Genomic DNA, 18879 nt, shown 5'->3' with positions numbered 1-18879 from the left:
ATGAACAAGCTGTTTCTTCTGGGGACCGTCGTCTTGGCGTTCACGGCTTGCGGCAAGCCGGTCCCCATCGAATCCGTGGAGTCCCTGGTCGCCGATCCCGCGCGGCTCAAGGAACTGCGTGCGCAGTGCAAGACCCACCATGCCAAGGTGGGCGACGCACAGTGCAATGCGGTGGCCGAGGCCACGCGGCGGCGCTTCATGGGCGGCGGGACGCCATACACGCCGGCCCAGGCTCCCGCGCCCGAGGCATCGGCCGCGCAGGACAAGGCGCCATGAACGACGTCGCGGTCATCGACCGCTTCCTGGATGTGTTCTCGCGCTACATCGACTCGGGTTTCGGGCTGCTGGGCGGCGAGGTGCGTTTTCTGACGGCCACGCTGGTGGTGATCGACGTGACGCTGGCGGGGCTGTACTGGGCGATGAGCCATGCGTCGGGGCAGGGCGACGACGTGATCGCGCGGCTGGTCAAGAAGGTGCTGTACGTGGGGGCGTTCGCCTACATCCTGGGCAATTTCAACCAACTGGCCGGGATCGTGTTCCGGTCCTTCGCCGGGCTGGGGCTCACGGCCTCGGGTTCCGGAATGACGCAGGCACAGCTGCTGCAGCCCGGGCGCCTGGCCAAGGTCGGCATCGATGCCGGGCGGCCCATCATGGCGCAGATCAGCGAGCTGGTGGGGTTCCCGGAGGTGTTCGCGAACCTCGACACCATCGCCGTGCTGTTCCTCGCCTGGCTGGTGTTGATCGTGGCTTTCTTCGTGCTCGCGGTGCAGCTGTTCGTCACGCTGCTGGAGTTCAAGCTGACCACGCTCGCGGGCTTTGTGCTGGTGCCGTTCGCTCTGTGGAACAAGACCAGCTTCCTGGCGGAGAAGGTGCTGGGCAACGTGGTGTCCTCGGGCATCAAGGTGCTGGTTCTGGCCGTGATCGTGGGGATCGGGTCGGGGCTGTTCTCCGAATTCACGACGGCGCCGGGAGCCGAGCCGTCTATCGACCATGCGCTGGTCATCATGCTGGCGGCGCTGGCGATGCTGGGCCTGGGGATCTTTGGGCCGGGGATCGCGACGGGACTGGTGTCGGGCGGGCCGCAGCTGGGCGCCGGTGCGGTGGCGGGCACGGCGCTGGGAGCGGTAGGGCTGGCTGTCGCTGGTGGCGCGGCCGTGGCGGGCGCGGGTTCTGCGGTGGCGGCCGGTGCGCGCATGGCGCCTGGGGCAGCGAAGGCGGCCATCGGTGGCGGTGGCTCGGTGGCGCGGACCGCCCAGGCAGCGGCGGGCAGCGTGAAATCGGCCTACCAGGCAGGTGCTGCCGCTTCGGGGGCGGAGGGTGTCCGCGCGGCCGGTGCGGGCGCGGCCCATGCCGCGAAGGCTGGTGTCGGCGCCGTGGGCCAGCGGGTGGCGGCTGGCGTCCAGGCAATGAAGGACCGCGCGACGGGGTTTGTCTCCGAAGCCGTGTCACCCCCTGGGGAGACCGCTTCTGTGGGTGGTGCCGAGGATGTGGCGCCCCCGGCACCTGTGTCTGAGCCGGGTTGGGCCCGGCGCATGCGGCGGCGCCAGCAGGCCACGCAGGCGGCCACCACGGCCGTGCATGCCATCCGTGCCGGCGACCATGCGGGCGGCGGCGTTGCTCCGAGCCTGCGTGATGAATCCAATCCTTGAGGAGGGCTGCCATGCGATTCCAACGACCCCAGCGGCGGTATTCGGAAACCCCCGAACCCGTCACCCCCTACCAGGCGGCCGGACAGGCCTGGGACCAGCGCATCGGCTCGGCCCGGGTGCAGGCCCGGAACTGGCGGTTCATGGCCTTTGGTTCCCTGGCGCTGGCCCTTCTGATGGCCGGCGGCCTGGTCTGGCGCTCGGCACAGTCCATCGTGACGCCCTACGTCATCGAGGTGGACCAGGCCGGGCAGGTGCGCGCGGTGGGCGAGGCGGCCACGCCGTACCAGCCGAGCGACGCTCAGATTGCGTTTCACCTGGCGCGCTTCGTCACCGACGTGCGCTCGCTGTCCATCGATCCCATCGTCGTGCGACAGAACTGGCTCGAAGCCTACGACTACACCACGGACAAGGGCGCCGCCACGCTTAACGATTACGCGCGGGTCGCGGACCCGTTTTCTCGCATAGGGCAGCACTCGGTCACGGTGGCCATCAACAGCGTGGTGCGCGCCAGCGATGCCTCGTTCCAGGTGCGCTGGACCGAGCGACGTTACGTCAATGGCGAGGCGGCCGGCCTGGAGCGCTGGACGGCCGTGCTGTCCATCGTGCTGCAAGCCCCGCGCACCGAAGAGCGGCTGCGCAAGAACCCATTGGGCATCTACGTCAACGGCCTGTCTTGGAGCCGGGAACTCGATACCAGCGAAGGAGTGAAGAAACCATGAATGCACGAATCCCCTACCGCGCCCTGCCGCTGGTCCTGCTGGCCCTCCTGGCCACGGGCTGCGGAACTCAGGGCAAGCCTCCCCCATCGATTGCGCTCGATGAGCCCGTCCAGGCCCAGGCCTTGCCCGAGCCGCCCAAGCCCATCGAGGTCGTGGCCGTGCCCGAGGTGCTGCCCCTGCCGGGGCAGATGAAACCACTGCCCAAGGGCGGCGAGGCCCAACCCGCCCCCGAGCCCAACGACGAAAAGGCCCGCGTAGCGCGTGCCAACGCCGAGGCCCGCGTGGCACCCACGCGCGAGGGCTACGTGAATGCCATCCAGGTCTGGCCCTACACCGACGGGGCGCTGTACCAGGTCTATGCGGCGCCGGGCAGGGTGACGGCCGTAGCGCTGCAGCCCGGCGAGGAACTGGTGACGGTCGCCGCCGGAGACACCGTGCGCTGGATCGTGGGCGACACGGCCAGCGGCGCGGGCGATTCGCTGCGCGTGAAGGTGCTGGTCAAGCCCATCCGCTCAGGTCTCAAGACCAACCTGGTCATCACCACGAGCCGGCGCACCTACCTGGTCGAGCTGACCTCCACCGACAAGGCCTGGATGGCCTCGGTGTCCTGGGAGTACCCGAAGGACAAGATGCTGGCTCTGCAGCGTCAGGCGCAGGCGGCCCAGGCAGCTGCGCCCATCGAGAGCGGCTTGTCGCTGGAGAAGCTGCGTTTCCGCTACGCCATCGGTGGTGGCAATCCGGCCTGGAAGCCGCTGCGCGCCTTCGATGATGGCGAGAAGGTCTACATCCAATTCCCGGCCGGCATCGCCCAGGGCGAGCTGCCGCCCTTGTTCGTGATCGGGGCGCAAGGGGACGGACAACTGGTGAACTACCGCTTCCGGCCGCCGTACTACATCGTGGACCGGTTGTTCGGCGCGGCCGAGCTGCGCCTGGGTGGAGGCGGGGGCCGGGATGGCGACGTGGTGCGCATCGAGCGCACGGACGGTGTTGGTGGACGGCTTTGACCATGGACAGCCGCGACCTTTCCAACGCAGCCACCCCGCCTCAACCGGCCAAGGTCACACCCGAATCGGTGGCGCTGCGCGCTGCGCCGCGACCCGTGACGCGGTTGAACCGGCGCATGCTGGCAGTTCTCGTGGGTTCCCTGGCTGCGGCCGTACTGGGCGCCACCATCTGGTCGCTGCAGGGCAGCCACCGGCGTGGCGCGAATCCCTCGGAGCTTTACAACGTCGATCGGGTGTCCAAGTCCGAAGGGCTGGACCGGTTGCCGGCCGACTACGGCGGAATGCAGCCGCCAGAGGTGCCTCGGCTTGGACCTCCGTTGCCGGGGGACCTGGGGCCGGCCATTGTGAAGGCGCAGGGGCCGGTGGAGCCAGGCTACGCGCCGCCGGGCCATGATCCGGCGGATGCGCTGCGCAAGGAGGCCGAGGCGGCAGCAGGCTCGCCGGTGTTTTTCCGCACGGGGGTAACGCAGGCAGGGCAGGGAGCTGCGCAGTCCGCGGCGATGGCAGCACCTGCGGCGGCATCAGGGTTGGCGGGATTCGAGCCATTGGCGGCGGGGCCTGCCTCGACGGCGGCCCAGCCGGCGGACCCCACGGCTGTTCAGAACCGGCAGGAGCAGAAGGATACCTTCCTGAAAGGCGGATCCACGGGAACCCGGAATTCAGGAAACCTGCAGATGCCTGCCTCTCCCTACCAGGTGATGGCCGGGACGGTGATTCCTGCAGCGCTGGTGACGGGAGTCCAGTCGGACCTGCCGGGAGACGTGATCGCCACCGTGACCGAGCCAGTCTACGACACGGCCACTGGGGGGCACCTGCTGATCCCGCAGGGCTCGCGCATCCTGGGTCGCTACAACAGCCAGGTGAGCTATGGGCAGAGCCGGTTGCAGATGGTGTGGAACCGCATCGTCCTGCCGGATACCTCGTCGCTCACGCTCGACAATCTCGTGGGCACCGATCCGGCGGGGCGCGCCGGACTGGAGGATGGGGTGGACGGGCACTGGGGAAGGGTTGTAGCAGGGGCGGCGCTGACGACCTTGCTGGGGGTGGGCGCCGAGCTGTCCGCCCCCGAAAACAGGCAGAACGGCAACCGCGTCGTGATCGCGGGGCGCGATGGGCTGCAGGACAGCGTGAACCAGGTGGGGCAGGAGATGACGCGGCGCAACCTGAACCTGCAGCCCACGCTGACTGCGCGGCCGGGGCTGGCGGTGCGGGTGATCGTGAACCGGGATCTGGTGCTGCGGCCTTATCAACCGTTGTTCGTCAGTGGTGGCAGGGGAGGTCCACGATGAGCACTCCGAGGAAATTGCGGCTGGGCCCGCTGCCCAGGACGGAGAGCGTCAAGCTGACCTTCTCCTGCACAGCAAGTCTCAAGGCGGATCTGGACCGGTATGCAGCGCTGCATGCGCAGGCCTATGGGGAGGCGGTGGATACCATGGCACTGATTCCGCACATGCTGGAGGCGTTCATGGCTCGGGACCGGGGTTTTCGCAGAGTGGGTCCGTCCAGCGGGGTGACTTCCGCGAAGCAGCGGCCCGATGGACAGGGGGAGGAGCGGCGCGAACTGGATGTGTAGAGCAATGCTCCATGTGCGACGTGCAGTGCCTCTTGCGATTGAAAATAAAGCCCCGGTTTCGCTGTAGAGGCTCAGGCGTGTGGCCCGCTCTGCGGGTGACTTGCTTCGCAGCTCGTCAAGCACTTCTATTGAGTTTTTGCCTGGATCTATTCGGATAATGGCTCCCGGGGATTTGCTTTGCGCGTAAAAGAGGCACCCTTGCCGCATGGTAACTAAGGTCTCCGCTTTGGCCTGGGACCGGGATTTCTCGTTCTTGAATTGTTCCGGATGCCCGCTCGAGGCTGTTATGCGCAGGTCCCAGTTATGAACAGTTGCCGAAGTCGATCGAGCTGAGTACATGGATTCGTCTATGCCACTGACAGCGGCGGTCTTCGTGATCTGGACATAAGCCAGGGGCCGACACAAGACTGGTGATCTCACAACTGGAGATCACCATGGATTCAATCCGTTCGCTGCACCCGTTGGCCAGGGCCTGGTTACTGGATGGCCCGCTGTCGCTATATGTCGAGGCGTTCGAGGCGTTGATGGAACGAGGCCGGTACGCAGAGGGCACCGTGGCAACGGACCTTCGAGCGTTGGCGCACTTCGCCCATTGGATGACACGATGTCGGCTGGCTGCCGATCAGATTGACGAGTCCCTCGTCGAGCTGTTCCTGGATTCGCACGTGCCTCGATGCGATTGCCATGCGACGGCGTTGCGCACCCATGGCGACTTGCGTGCCAGCCTCGTGCACTTGCTGGCGCTGTTGCGTGAGCAGCAGGTCATCGTGGAGCTGCCCGGTCCCAGCGGCCCCATCGCGGAGGAATTGCACCGCTACAACGTGCATACCCCAGCATGAAGACCACTCGGTCTCCCGCACCATCCAGTGCGATCGAGTACAGCTCCTCGGTCGCGCTGGTCTCGATGTCCAACGACACTACTTTCAACGCCGGGCGCCAACCGGACGCGGGCTTCAACCGACCGTTGATGATGGTCAATTCTTCCCGCAGGCCTGCCTCGAGCAGAACACCGGCAGTGATGAACCGCTCCATCAGGTAGCGTTCGTGCGGACGGATATCCGCTTCGTAGAGCGGTATCCCCAGAGGTTGGAGTGCGCGTGCCAGCTTGCCGAGATCGCGGAACCGGCGGGCATAGACACCGAGGACAGGCTCCTGATCGAACGTCTTCAAACCCAGTTCCTTCACCTCCAGGCCCTGCAAGCTCGCCAGTGGGGCCTGTGCCGCAGCCCGGTGGCGGGCTGGCAGAAAAGCGACCGATATCTGCTGGGTCAGGAGCACCTTCTTGGGCCCCTCGTCGGTGGCCAGCCAGTATTCGATCTCGGTGCCGTCTGGGAGATCACGCCAGTGGCGGGTGAGGAGGAAGCCCCGGAGGTCGGTAGGTGCGAGGGCTGGGGGCATCAGGTGGAGCAGAGGACGCTAGCGCGCAAATTCTCACGCCTTGGGCGAGAGGGTGGAGAGGTGCGGTGGCACTCTTACGCATGATGCTGATGTTTTGTACAGTATCTAAAAATTACCACCGAGAAGGCCACGTACAAACCAACCCGCTATGTATTCCGTCCTGCCCGACCGGCTCCCGCATTGCTGCGCCGTATCTGGGCATGGTTTTGAGCCACGCACTACAGCACTACTTGGGCCTGCTGTGAACCGCCTCGGGCGACTCAGAGCGGACTTTGGCCGCAGCGCTATGTCATGGTCCGGCCCTCTTTCTCTGTGCTTGTTTTTTTCCCGTTGCAAGCCTAGGCGCATTGGCAGGAGAACCGGGAGGGGGAGACGGTCAGTCGGCCCATCAGCTACCAGGAGCTGGTCAAGAGGACGGGGGTGGAGTTCTTGCCAAGAATCGCACAGCAGCACTGAGTGGCGACAAGGTCGGCATCCGTGGTCGCGTTATAAAGCGTTCTTCTCCACCTTTTTTCACAGTGAGACTCCATGAACCGCGCAGAACTCGTTGACATCCTGGCCTCCAAGAATGACCTGTCCAAGAACGCAGCCAATGCGGTTTTGGAAACCCTGATTGACACCATCCAGACGGTCGTCAAGAAGGGAGATGCCGTGCAGTTGGTGGGCTTTGGAACTTTCAAATCCGCCAAGCGTGCGGCCCGCGCAGGCAAGAACCCTTCGACGGGAGCAGCGCTGAAGATCCCAGCAAGCACGGTGCCCAAGTTTGTGGCGGGTGCCAAGTTCAAGGCCGTGGTGGATCCCAAGGCTGCCAAGCGCAAGGCGGAGAAGGCTGGGAAGTAAGCACAGCGTTCTCGGCCACGGCTGAAGTCAGCGCAAGGCGATCACCGGCCACGGTGACACCTTCAAGAAAGACCGAAATTTTTTGATAGAGCGATGCCTGATATCTCCAAGCGGCAGGCTTTTGTCGGCTCAGTTGGACGGTTTTCGCTGAGCTGCGCTAGGGCGGGTTGGAGTTGCTGGACTTCTTGGGCACTCTGTGGAGCATGCGGCTTGGCGCCGCGTGGTTTAGAGGAGTGCGGCATGCAGACTGGAATCTACAGTGAAAATCGGCGTCGGCCAGGGAGGAAGAATGACACTGCGCAGGATCGTGCAGTGCAGCTGTTGCAGGAAGCGCTGTCATTGCTGCTCGATGGAGAGCCTGGTATGCAGCAGGTGCTCGCAGGGGAGGGGGACCGGCTGATACGGTTGCCAGAGGTTCTTCGCCTTACCGGGATGTGCCGCTCCGCGCTATATGACCAAATGGCACGTGGGCAGTTTCCGCGCTCAATCAAGATTGGTCAGCGTGCAGCTTCTTGGTCTGCCAGAGCGGTTCGTGAATGGATCGCTCGCCGGGTGGACGAGTCGGGTTCATTGTGATCCTTGTCGGCGCGATCGGGTCGTATCGGAAGCCACTGCCCCGTCGTCTTGAAAACTGTCGCGCTTTTTGGTTCTCGATCAGTAACTGTTCAGCACGCAAACCGTATAAGTTGCCTTCCGTAGCCGCGCAGGCGCGCATGCATAGGTCTGCTCTGTGCACTTGGAAGTTGGACCGTTGGTGTATGGCCGAAATCCTTCGCCCTACAGATGACAATCTGTTACTGTAACGCACTCTTTTGGGTCAGCGCAGATGCGCCTTTCAAGTGCGAGGGAACGGGATGGCAGAAAAGACAAAGGCAAGTAGCGGCGTTATTGCGGCCATAGCCGCATTGGTTCTTTGTATCATTTTTCCCCGCAGCACATGGGGTTACATCGTTTTCATCGTCGGCGGTATTTGGGCCTATCGAGTGTTTTTTTCCAGCGCGTCGTCCCGATTGAAGGAGCTGTTCGTGCGGGGCTTTCGCGTGCTCGCGGGTCAGTATGTCCATGCCTGCAGAATTAATTGCTGACTCTGTTTGGTCGGCGTTTCATAAGTGCCTCAGCGTTTCGGCCCGAACACGGATTTTGGTGCACAACCAAAAAACCGCGAGAAGGCAGCACTGAAGTTACTGGGATGCTCATAGCCGACCGAATACGCCGCCTCGGCCACCTGGCAGCCGGTTTCCAGCAACTGCCAAGCCTTCTTCATTCTCGCTTCCAGAAGCAAACGGTGGGGGCTCATATTGAAGCGATGACGGAAGCCATCTCGTAGTTTGCATTCATTGAGGCCGACGGCGGCGGCTAGTTCGGAGACCGTCAGGCCCTGGTCCATTCGGGCATCCAGAATCGCCCTGGCCTCGTCGATTTTTTCGATGTCGCGTTGGCAATGACGCGGCATGCGCTTCGGAAGTTGCAGGTCTAGGTGGCGTAGTTGCTCGGCCAGCAGGCCGAGGACATGAATGTGGGTCTGCAACTTGTCTAGGGATTCGTTTTCCGTTTCTTTTAGCAGGGCATTGGCGTGAGCCAGGCTGGCTCCAGTTGTCGGGCGATGTGCCAGCAGTTGTACGCCCCCCTTTCCATCCAAAAGCAATTTGCAGGTCTTTTCGCCTAGGTAGTGGCTCAGTATTTCTGCTCCGATCAGCAGTCGCAACTGTCTCGCCACGAGATCGGACCGGTAGTGACGTTCACCTTGGATGCAACGGAAGGTCGAAACGGTGGTATGGCCTCTTTGGAAGTGCAGCTCCGTACCGTACCGGCTTCTGAACAACGATTCACCGACCAACCCGAACGTGATGGCGAGAACCGGCTGTTCCAACTGCTTGAGACTTTCCTCTACAAGATCCTGCTGTGGTCGGTAGCGAGTCCGGAGAAGGCTGATGCCGGGTCCAATATGGAAGCTATCCGTCAGGCAATCACCTAGTTCATCCGGCAGCTGTTGCCGCTCCCAACCTTCTTGTCGTGTTTCCCGACGTCTCGAGATTTCGAGTGAAACCCGGTATGGCATATGACCTCCTCGTGCGCCGTGCCTCCAGTCCAACCGCACGGATTGCATACGAAATACATTGGTTCTGATACAAACAGGAATAAGAATCATTCTTGTTGTGAAATATCATTATCTATCAGGCATCTGTCGTCAACCCTATCGATGACATGGTTGCCAAGGGGCGAGGGCTTCTCTGTCTAACAAGAAGCGAATTGAGCAACAACTATCTATTTGAGGTCAGGAAATGGTGTCAAACCGTACAGATCTTCATGCTAGGCGACTTTGGCTGCCGGTTCTGCTGGCGAGCTTCGGCGCGTCGGCGCATGCGGAAATCGAGCTTCCAGCGGTGACCGTGACGGTTAACAAGCAGGCCCAGTCACTTGAAACGGTGGCGGCCAGCATCTCTGCGTTTGCCGGTGAAGATCTGGAAGCCGCTGGAATCGACAGCCTTGAAGGTGTAGCCCAGATGACTCCTGGCTTCACCTTCCAATCGTCGGGGCAGTCGGGCCTGCAGCCGCCGGTGATGCGAGGTCTGACGGCCAATATCATGGGGTTTTCGTCCTCGATTGCACTCGTGGTCGACGGCGTGCCGACCCTGAGAGGACAGGGCTTTGACGACAACCTGCTGGGCATCGAGCGGGTGGAGGTGCTGCGCGGGCCGCAGTCCACGCTGTACGGGCGCAATGCCGAGGCCGGCGTGGTCAGCATCGTCACGCGCAAGCCGGGGAATGATCCCTATGCCGTCGTTTCTGCCGAGGTCGGCAGTCGCGACAAGCGTGCACTGCGCTTCGATGCAAGCCACGCGCTGGTGAAGGACACGCTTTACCTGGGTGTGGCCGGCGAGTTCTTCGAGCAGGACGGTTTTATCGACAACATCTTCAAGGGACACAAGGAGGATGACCGCGAACGCCACAATGGCCGCCTGGTGCTGCGCTGGACGCCTGGTGACCGAACCGATGCCACGCTTCGCTATGCCCAGCGGGACTATCGCGATGCAGGCTCCCTGTGGGGAGCGGTGACGGCGCCGCGCGGCACGGTTCGCTCCGGCACAGACAGCTGGAACAACTCGACCGCGCGCACCGTGTCGCTCGACGTATCGCACGAGTTGGCGCCCGGCCTGCGTCTGCGCTCAGTCACGGCAAACAACGAATTCACCGACCGCATCAAGCAGGACATCGACTTCATGCCTGCGGACCTTTTGCATGTCAGCCGCAATCACCATTTTCGGACGCTGTCGCAGGAGTTCCGTCTGGAGGGCCGGTTTGGCCAGGCGCAATGGCTGGCGGGTTTCTACGCAGACCGCGACGATCACGATCTGAGCTTCGGGCAGAAGATTCCGCTGGGTTCGACAACGGCCTCCGCCACGCAAAAAGGCAACTCGACGGCATTGTTTACCCACTGGAGTATCCCGCTGGCCGATCGATGGGTGGTCACTGTCGGCGGTCGCATCGAGCGGGATGAGGTGCGCTTCGCCCTGTCTGGAGGTGGCGAACAGTCGCGCGATTGGACCCACTTCTCGCCCAAGTTGGCCCTGCAATATCAATGGCGGCAGGATGCGCAAGTCTATGCCAGCGTCACCGACGGCTTTCGCGCAGGAGGTTTCAATGCGTTTGCTCCCGAGGCCTATCGGCGCTACCAGCCGGAACGGGTGCGCTCATTCGAGCTTGGTGCCAAGGGGCGGCTTCTGGACCGGCGGCTGCGCTACGGCGCGGCGGTCTACCTGATGGACGTGCGGGATATGCAGGTTCAGCAAATCGGCTCGCCCGGTCAAATGTTCCTCACCAATGCGGCATCGGCGCGTCCGGTCGGCGTTGAGGCTGAATTCCAGTATTTGCTGGGCTCGGGCTGGCAGATTCAGGCGGCCCTCGGACTGAATCGCACGCGCTTTCGCGAGTTCAAGGACGGCACCAACGACTGGAAGGGCAATCACAGCCCGCTCGCATCGGATGCCACCGGGCACCTCGGCGTGCGTTACGACGCGCCGCAAGGCTGGTACGTCCAAGCTCGCCTCAATGGCGCCAGCAAGATTTATCTCGATGCCGCGAACAAATATGGCCGTGCCGGGTACGGCGTCGTCAACCTGATGGCGGGCTACACCTTCGGACACACCGAGTTGTCCGCCTATGTCCATAACGCCGGGAACAAGAAGTACGACACCATCGGCTTTCTGAATGGCACAACCACGATCTACAGCCCGCCACGTGAAGTGGGCCTGCGATTGACCTGGCATCTGTGAGAATCGTCATGCAATTTCAACATACCCATCCCCTGCAACCCTGCTGGGATCTCGCACTGGCCTCTGTGCAGGCCGATGCACTGGCTACCGCGCTGAGTGCCGGCCTGTTCGACGTGCTGACCGAGCAGTCCAGCGCCGAGGAAATCGCAGTGCGGCTCGATCTCGATCCGAACAAACTGGAACCTGTTCTGAAGTTGTTATGGGGCATGGATCTGCTCGAGCTGATTCAGGTCTATGCCGACGCAGCGTCGACACAACGCTACCGCGTCAGCTGCAGTGCAAAGCGGTATTTCGTCAAGCACTCTCCTGATTACTGCGGTGACGCCTGGACCTTTCGCCTTCGGTCGCTGCGTGAGTTTGGCGCGCAGCTGTCGGACCATCTGCAACGGCGCGCCAACAAGGAGGAACCACCACCGCCGGTGCCGACCGATCAATGCTGGGCCACACTCGCCCGGACGAAAATCGTACAGGAACAAAGAGCGGTCACGGTCGAGGCGGCGCTGAAGGTAATTGATCGCCTACCAGACCTAAAGGGAATCCGACGTTTCCTGGATCTCGGTTGTGGTCCCGGCATGGTCGCCATTGCGTTGGCACACGCCCTTCCCGAGTGCCATGGCACCGCGTTTGACCTGCCTCCAACAGCTGCGGTGGCAAGGCAGAACATCGAGGTGGCGCAGCTTGGTGCTCGCCTGTCGGTGCAAGGAGGCGATTTGACCCGCGATGACATTGGCCACGGTTACGATTTCATCTGGTGCGCTTCGGTTCTGCATTTCGTGCCAGATCTCGCGCAGACGTTGCGCAAGATTCGCGCGGCGCTTGCGCCGGGTGGGTTGTTTGTCAGCATCCATGCCGAGATTCCGCTCACAGCGCCGCAGGCCGCCACAGTGTTGGCGTATTACTTGCCATTGCTGATGCGCGGCCATCATGTCGGACGCCAGGGGGAACTCGTCGAGGCGCTGTTCGCCGCTGGATTCGACAGCGTCGGTACCTTCGAAAGCGACCTGTTTCCATTGGCGCCAGTACAGGTGCAGGTGTGCCGATGAATACCGTGGATCGGAATCCGGCGCTGGTCGTGATGAATGACAGCGTCCGACACGGGGCGCGACAGGCCATGTTTGGCTTTCTGCATCTGGCCCTGATTGCACCCAGCATCTATCTAGTGCTGGGCCTGCCACTCGTGCTACGCCAGCATGGCTGGTCGGGTACCGAAATTGGTTTTTTTCAGTTGGCGGGGCTACCGGCGGTGTTCAAATTCATGCTGGCGGCACCCGTGGAGCGTATGCGTTGGGCGGCCGGTCATTACAAGATCTGGGCGATAGGCGTATGCGTGGCCTACGCGGTACTTCTGCTCGCCATTGGGCAGCAAGACCTAGCGGTCGACGGCGGACGTCTGTTCCTCATGGCACTGGGTGCGGGGTTGATGGCCACCTGGGCCGACATCCCCGTGAACGCACTTGCCATTAAAGTCCTGCCGTCTTCGGAACGGATGCGTGCTGGGGGTGTTCGCTCGGCGGCGGTCTTCCTGGGGGCCATCATCGGCGGCGGCCTGATGCTTTTGGTACATGAGCGCTGGGGTTGGCAAGCGCCATTTGTTGTGATGACGATACCTATCCTGATCGGGATCGGCCTGCTTGTCGTGTTCAAGGAGCCGGCGACCGAGCTCCCAGCAGCAAGCACACAAGGTATCACCGCTCGAACGGCCTTGCTGGCGGGATACTTCAAGCAACCGGGTGCCAATGCCTGGACTCTGCTGCTGTTGTCCTACTTCCCGCTGGTGGGTGCGGCATGGATCTATCTCAAACCCTTGTTGCTGGACCACGGATTTGCGGCCAACCAGGTGGCATGGGTGGTCGGGGTGCTCGGCAGTGCGGTCGGTGCGCTTGCCAGTATTGGGACGGCAAGGTTGATCGTGTCCATCGGTGTATCCCGTGCCCTTGTTCTGTTCGCGGGCCTGAACATTGTGGCCCTAGGAGGGCTGGCGCTGCTGGCATGGAGCGGAGCGGGGCAGATAGCCTTCGTTGTCGGGGCGATTGCGCTGGCCTGCACCATGGGTGCGACATCGGCGCTCGCGTTCGGGCTGATGATGGGGTTCACACGGCCTCAGTACCAGGCGGCCGACTATGGGATGCAAGCCAGCCTGTTCACCCTCAGCCGCCTGCTCGTGCTTCCGCTGGCTGGCGTGATGCTCGACCGCTTCGGGTACGCAGGCATGCTGTCTAGCCTGACTCTAGCCATGCTGGGCGTGTTTGCCCTGGCAATGCGACAGCGGCATCACATTGACCGGGCGGTGCGCGATCACCAAGTGAGCGATGCCAACGCGTTCATCAAATGCAAGAGTAACGGCTGATGTGCGGAGGCGGACTCGCGTTGGTGTCACGCGGGAGCCTGCGATCAGCATGGGATCTCATGCTCTCAGCCTGTCATTCACTCGAGCCCTGGCTAAAGGAATCGAAATGGTCGAGACCGTCGGTGTGTGCCTTATTTCATCGGACACAGCATTGCTAGAGGACCTTTCTTTCGCTGTCGAACAAATAGGAGCGTTTTGCGAGAGGGCGTCACGTGAGCAGGTGCCCATGGTGGAGCCGGATCGCACACACGTCAATGTGGATGACAGCGCGGTACTGCAGTCTGTGATTGCAAATGTGTCGGAGTATTTGTCTGCAGGCGGCGTGGCACCTCGCCCGGAATTGTGCCTGCTGCACTACCCATCGACTGCGGCAGCCATGAATGGTCTATCGGCCTTGAGCGGGCGACTCTCGGTCGAATTTTTCGTCGTCGATGCCACAGTGCCGGCTCAAGGAGAAAGCGGCCTGTCGAACGTGGAGGCTGGGCTGGCGGCGCTTATGTCGGAGTGCATTAAACGTGAGCATCCACCGCGGCTGTCTCCCGCCTCGGTGGTGGTATATCTGCCGGCCCAGGCGCATCAGGAACTGCATCGGTACACGCAAGGCAACCTGCAACTGCGCCTCCATGGCACCGGCCAGCATGCCCGTCGTGCGGACCTGCTGCGCCTGTTGATGGATCACCTGGAGCATGCTCATTTCAACCGCTTTCTGGCGCGCGCCATCCAGGGAGCTATCCCGCCGGGAAGGGTTGCGGTGGAAATCAATCGTTACATGCGGCAGCACTGGGGCGAACAATGGGATGTGCACTACTACACCGGCTCCATGGTGGCCAGCCTCATCGATTCGATGCAGAGCCTTCAGATTGGGACTGCGGTGCGCTGCTTCAGCGCATGCAATGAACACGCCCTGGCAGCAAGTGCGCAGGCCGGCTGGCAGATGTTCCGCAGAGCCTACGTGATCGTGGTCACGTCGGGCATGATCGATGAATTTCGTGGCACGCTCGCCAATCTGGCCCGCGCCGGCGCACCGGGTCTGATCGTCTGCGCCGACAGTCCGCAGAGCACCTGGTTTGCCTTTCAGGGCACCCTGGATATCGACAACGACGGCCATGGCGTCATCGCCGCACGCGGCCTGCCCAGTGTCTTCATCAGCAAGCCCGACGAGATTGCCGCGCAGTTGGAGTTGGCGTTTTCCCTGTTGAACCAGCACGCCAAGCCGGTATTCGTGTTCGCCACGCAGGCAGTGCTGGAGTCACGCACCGAAAGCGGCGGCCCAATTTCGCCGCAGTGGGTGCCGTCGCCCACTGATGACGCTGACGACAGCGGGCTGGATGCGGTGATACGCCTGATCAACAACGAGCCCGTCCACATTCTGTGGCAATGCGGCGCGTTGTCCGATGAGGAACGCGAACTCGTCTACACGATCGCCAGGCGTGCCGGGATCGCCCTTGCCGACAGTCTTGTGCATCCTGGCAGCGTTGCTCCCTGTCATCGGGGCGAGCGCATCCGCAACTATCTCGGCACATTGGCGATGTATGGCTTCAGCCGTCGCATCCATGCCTTTCTACATAAAGGGGACGAGCTGAATCCACCGGATGAGCAATGCGTGTTCTTCCTGAAGAGCAAGGTCGACCAAGCAGCGACTCCGTTTTCCGAGGGGAAGATCAAGCGCCAGCTGCGGGTGGTCCAGGTGAACCGGCAGGCCCGCCATATTTCCCCGTTCACCGATATTGCACTGGTGATGCCTGTGGCGGACTTCCTGCGGCAAGTGATGGCGCGCCTGAACGTGGCTCCCGAGGTGCTGCGCCACCGGCAAGCCAAGCTCGATACCCTGGAACGGCTCCCTGAAGCGGTACCGGTGGACCGCATCCCCACCTCGCCGATGACCCCCAACTATTTCTTCCAATGCCTGGGTGAGCTGGTGACCGCGCTGATCGAGCAGCGGGACTATCGCTATCTCGGCGTCTATGACGTGGGGCGAGGCGGAATTTCGGCGGTACGTAACGTTCCGCGCACGGGACCGGGATTCTCTGGATGGTATGGGCGGGCGCTGATGGGCGATGCGCTAACGGCCTTGCCTTATCTTGCCGCCACCAGTTGCCAGAACGTGCTGGCCTTTGTCGGCGATGGCGCGCGGGCGCTGGTTCCCAACATCGAGCACCGGTTGCCCGGCTGCCTCGCCAGCAATCCGCTTGGCAGCCAGCTCAACGTCACTCTGTTCTACCTCAACAATGGCGTGCTGTCGCTGATCCAGGCCTATCTCGACAAGCGCTACGCGTTGAACGGCAAGGAGCAGGTCACGCTGTTGCCGGTACTACGCGATGGCCGGATGACGATGGTGAAGGGCATTTCCGTTGAGCGCCTGGCCCTGGCCATGTTCGATGCGGTGGCGATTCGTCAGGCGCTCACTGCACGCGGACGTATCACGATCTTCGAGGTGGCCTTGGCGCACAACTCGGATGGTGACGGACTGAGCCTGCTGTCCGAGTCGGCATGGAGCCGCCAGTAAGGATTAATAGGGGAACAACGTTGAAATTCGGATTTATTGCGCATCCGACCTCGGTCGGCTTGAAGCGGCACGTCAAGATCGTGGACATGCTCGATCGCATCATCACGGAACAGAGCGGCGATCATGGTGAGGTTGCCTGGCAGCGGAGGAATCTGGTGCCGTTTATCGATTTTGGGGGCATTGTCAGTACCCGGGGGGCAACTTGCGAAGGGCTGGTGCACTACCTGCCTTTGACAGCCGAAGAGATGCTCGCCCAGCCGCGGGAGATCGCTCGTCGTGTAATCGCTGGCGTGGAAGAGCTGAAATTGCGTGGCGCTTTGCTGGTGGGCTTGGGCGGTTTCACCGGCATTGTCGGAAATCGTGGATTGCAGACACTGGAGCACACGGGCATTCCGGTGACAACCGGCAATTCGCTGACCGCCTATGCGGCATTCCACAACATGCTCGATGCGATGGAGCGCCTGGGCGTTTCGCCTGCCGGCAAGCGGGTGGCTGTTGTCGGCTATCCGGGTTCGATTGCCTTGGCCGTGGCGAGGCTGCTCGGTCAGCAGGGCTGCGAACTGGTGCTCGTACACCGTGGCGACGCGAAGCAAGCCAACGATGCTCTGCGGTACTTGCCGGAAAACCTGCGATCGCGGGCCGTCACGACCAACAGCATCGAACATTGCTATGACAAGGCGCAGTTCTATGTTGCCGCCACCTCCAGCGGAGGCGTCATCGACCCCTATCGTCTGGCTCCAGGCAGTGTGGTAGTGGACGCAGCCCTGCCGAAGGACGTCATGCCCTACCGCGGCGGCCGCGACGACATCCTGATCATCGACGGCGGATTGATTTCCGCCGGGAACGGGGTCAAGTTCGGGGGTGAAAGCTTGGGATTGTCCCCGAAGAAATTTCTCAATGGGTGCCTGGCCGAAACGGTGATCCTGGGCCTGGAAGGCCGTGCTGAGGCATTCTCTATCGGTCGCGAACTGCCGGAGGACAAGGTGCTGGAAATTGGTCGTCTGGCCGAGAGCCACGGGTTCTCGCCCCATACGATGATCGCCTGTGGACACAAGCTGGCACAGGCCGATTTCCAGCCGCTGCGGCGTTTCCATTCCCCGGCCACCGCAGTTGCTTCCGCAGTCGGCGATGTGGGAGAGCCTGTGCTGGCGCCGCGCGACGAGATACTTCATCTGTTCGGCAAGCACATCAATCCCATGCTGCGTGAGTTCTACCGGTTCAACCATATCGAGCGCGTGTTCGTCGAGGGCAAGGGCTGCTGGCTGACCGAGCAGGATGGCCGCCGCTATCTCGACTTTGTCGCCGGCTACGGATGCCTGAACACCGGACACAATCATCCAGAAGTGAATCAGGCACTCAAACGTTACCTGGACGAGGGGCGGCCCACCTTTGTGCAATACGTTTCTGTCCCGTACCACACCAGCCAGCTGGCCAGGCGCCTGAGCGAGCTGGTGCCGGGCAGGCTGGAACGGGTCTTCTTCAGCAATTCCGGCACGGAGGCCATCGAAGCCGGGCTGAAACTGGCGATGGCCGCCATGCAGCGTCCGCGCATCCTCTACTGCGACAACGGCTACCACGGCAAAACATTGGGAGCGCTGTCGGTGACCGGGCGTGCCAAGCACCGTACGCCTTTCGAACCGCTCCTGCCGCGCTGCGAAGCCATTCCGTTTGCCGAACCGGCCGCGCTCGAAGCAGCGCTGAAGAACGGCGACGTCGGCGCTCTCATCCTGGAACCTATCCAGGGGGAGGGGGGCGTGCAGGTGCCGCCCGCTGGCTACCTCAAGCAGGTTCGCGAGTTATGTACCACGTACGACTGCATCTTGATCCTCGACGAGATCCAGACTGGTCTGGGGCGTACCGGCAAGATGTTCTGCTGCGAATGGGAAGGCGTGGAGCCGGACATCATGGTGCTCGCCAAGTCGCTCTCGGGGGGCGCCGTCCCGATCGGGGCCACGCTGGCCAGGGCCGAGCTATGGGATCGAGCTTACGGGAGCATCGGCCGCTTCGCATTGCATACGTCGACATTCGGCGGCGGTAATTTCGCATCCGCCGCTGCCTTGGCCACGCTCGACACGATTGAGCAGCTGCAGTTGCCGACCCACGCTGAGCGGGTGGGCGGCATGCTCAAAGCCGCATTGCAGGAGGCAGTGGCCGGCTACCCCTTCATCCGCGAGGTTCGGGGCCGAGGACTCATGTTGGCTATCGAGTTCCACAACCCTTTTTCCGGTGGTGTGGACGCCTTTGTCGAAGAGTTTGCCAACCGCATGCCAGGCGATGCTCGCGCTACCTATCGCATGCTCTCGGATAAGGCGCGATACCACTTGCGCGAAGCGGTGGCCGAACTGGAGAACAGCTTCGAAGAAATGTTCGTGATGCGTTTCGTGCGCAAACTCTCAGAGGAGCATGGAATCCTGACCTTCGTCACTGCCAACAGCAACAAAGTGCTGCGAATCCAGCCACCCTTGGTGCTAGATGAAGCGGAGGCAAGGCACTTTGTTCAGGCATTCGCCAAGGTGTGCAAGGACATGTCGACCTTCCTCGACTGAAAGTGCGCTTCGATACTGTTTGA

16 protein-coding genes and 1 pseudogene are annotated in these 18879 nt (G+C 62.3%); 15 read left to right on the top strand and 2 right to left on the bottom strand.

Going from position 1 to position 18879, the window contains the following annotated elements; all coding sequences use genetic code 11:
• The 7 genes from G7045_RS08460 to G7045_RS08430 all read left to right on the top strand — a co-directional run bounded on the left by G7045_RS08460 (position 1) and on the right by G7045_RS08430 (position 5784).
• Positions 1-276: an EexN family lipoprotein gene (locus G7045_RS08460; RefSeq protein WP_166159224.1), complete on the top strand. Its 276-nt coding sequence runs from the start codon at positions 1-3 to the stop codon at positions 274-276.
• The gene (gene trbL / locus G7045_RS08455) at positions 273-1649 is read left to right on the top strand and encodes a P-type conjugative transfer protein TrbL (protein WP_166159223.1); all 1377 of its coding nucleotides are present in this window, start codon (positions 273-275) and stop codon (positions 1647-1649) included. The genes G7045_RS08460 and trbL overlap by 4 nt, the downstream gene beginning before the upstream one ends.
• A gap of 11 nt (positions 1650-1660) precedes the next feature.
• A complete protein-coding gene (gene trbF, locus G7045_RS08450; protein WP_166159222.1) occupies positions 1661-2368 on the top strand; it encodes a conjugal transfer protein TrbF in 708 nt (235 codons plus the stop codon).
• A complete protein-coding gene (gene trbG, locus G7045_RS08445) occupies positions 2365-3372 on the top strand; it encodes a P-type conjugative transfer protein TrbG (protein WP_166159221.1) in 1008 nt (335 codons plus the stop codon). The genes trbF and trbG overlap by 4 nt, the downstream gene beginning before the upstream one ends.
• Before the next feature lie 2 nt (positions 3373-3374).
• Positions 3375-4661, top strand: coding sequence for a TrbI/VirB10 family protein (locus G7045_RS08440; RefSeq protein ID WP_166159220.1), 1287 nt, complete (start codon positions 3375-3377; stop codon positions 4659-4661).
• Positions 4658-4945 carry a DUF2274 domain-containing protein gene (locus tag G7045_RS08435; protein ID WP_166159219.1) on the top strand — a complete coding sequence of 96 codons (288 nt, stop codon included), beginning with the start codon at positions 4658-4660 and terminating at the stop codon, positions 4943-4945. Before G7045_RS08440 ends, G7045_RS08435 begins: the two co-directional genes overlap by 4 nt.
• A 434-nt stretch (positions 4946-5379) precedes the next feature.
• Entirely contained in the window at positions 5380-5784 is a 405-nt protein-coding gene (locus tag G7045_RS08430; protein WP_240919188.1) for a hypothetical protein, read from the top strand.
• Here G7045_RS08430 and G7045_RS08425 read toward each other — a convergent pair.
• Positions 5708-6343, bottom strand: a complete 636-nt coding sequence (locus G7045_RS08425) for a hypothetical protein (protein WP_370521596.1) — start codon at positions 6341-6343, stop codon at positions 5708-5710. The two genes, G7045_RS08430 and G7045_RS08425, sit on opposite strands and share 77 nt — an antisense overlap.
• 342 nt (positions 6344-6685) lie before the next feature.
• On the opposite strand from G7045_RS08425, the pseudogene G7045_RS14700 reads away from it, so the two are divergent.
• The 3 genes and pseudogenes from G7045_RS14700 to G7045_RS14920 all read left to right on the top strand — a co-directional run.
• Positions 6686-6799: pseudogene (locus tag G7045_RS14700) on the top strand (DNA/RNA non-specific endonuclease); the annotation flags it as partial.
• Positions 6800-6871: 72 nt separating this feature from the next.
• Complete coding sequence (locus G7045_RS08420; RefSeq protein ID WP_166159218.1) at positions 6872-7183, top strand: HU family DNA-binding protein; 312 nt, start codon at positions 6872-6874, stop codon at positions 7181-7183.
• A gap of 93 nt (positions 7184-7276) precedes the next feature.
• The gene (locus G7045_RS14920) at positions 7277-7759 is read left to right on the top strand and encodes a helix-turn-helix transcriptional regulator (protein WP_370521595.1); all 483 of its coding nucleotides are present in this window, start codon (positions 7277-7279) and stop codon (positions 7757-7759) included.
• 538 nt (positions 7760-8297) lie between these two features.
• Here the strand turns inward: G7045_RS14920 and G7045_RS08410 are convergent.
• Complete coding sequence (locus G7045_RS08410; protein ID WP_166159217.1) at positions 8298-9242, bottom strand: AraC family transcriptional regulator; 945 nt, start codon at positions 9240-9242, stop codon at positions 8298-8300.
• Positions 9243-9465: 223 nt separating this feature from the next.
• Between G7045_RS08410 and G7045_RS08405 the strand changes: the two genes are divergently transcribed.
• The 5 genes from G7045_RS08405 (at position 9466) to G7045_RS08385 (ending at position 18856) form a co-directional block, all read left to right on the top strand.
• Positions 9466-11457, top strand: coding sequence for a TonB-dependent receptor (locus tag G7045_RS08405; RefSeq protein WP_166159216.1), 1992 nt, complete (start codon positions 9466-9468; stop codon positions 11455-11457).
• A gap of 8 nt (positions 11458-11465) precedes the next feature.
• On the top strand, positions 11466-12500 hold the full coding sequence (locus G7045_RS08400; protein ID WP_166159215.1) for a methyltransferase: 1035 nt from the start codon (positions 11466-11468) through the stop codon (positions 12498-12500).
• Positions 12497-13804, top strand: a complete 1308-nt coding sequence (locus G7045_RS08395) for an MFS transporter (protein ID WP_240919187.1) — start codon at positions 12497-12499, stop codon at positions 13802-13804. Before G7045_RS08400 ends, G7045_RS08395 begins: the two co-directional genes overlap by 4 nt.
• 106 nt (positions 13805-13910) lie before the next feature.
• Complete coding sequence (locus G7045_RS08390) at positions 13911-16310, top strand: decarboxylase (protein WP_166159214.1); 2400 nt, start codon at positions 13911-13913, stop codon at positions 16308-16310.
• Between the two features lie 86 nt (positions 16311-16396).
• Complete coding sequence (locus tag G7045_RS08385) at positions 16397-18856, top strand: aminotransferase class III-fold pyridoxal phosphate-dependent enzyme (protein ID WP_240919186.1); 2460 nt, start codon at positions 16397-16399, stop codon at positions 18854-18856.
• Positions 18857-18879 lie beyond the last annotated feature (23 nt).

Origin of the sequence: Acidovorax sp. HDW3, from assembly GCF_011303755.1 — a bacterium.
Taxonomy (GTDB): domain Bacteria; phylum Pseudomonadota; class Gammaproteobacteria; order Burkholderiales; family Burkholderiaceae_C; genus Paenacidovorax.
Note: the sequence above shows the minus strand (reverse complement) of the source record. Positions and strands in the feature narration are given on the sequence as shown.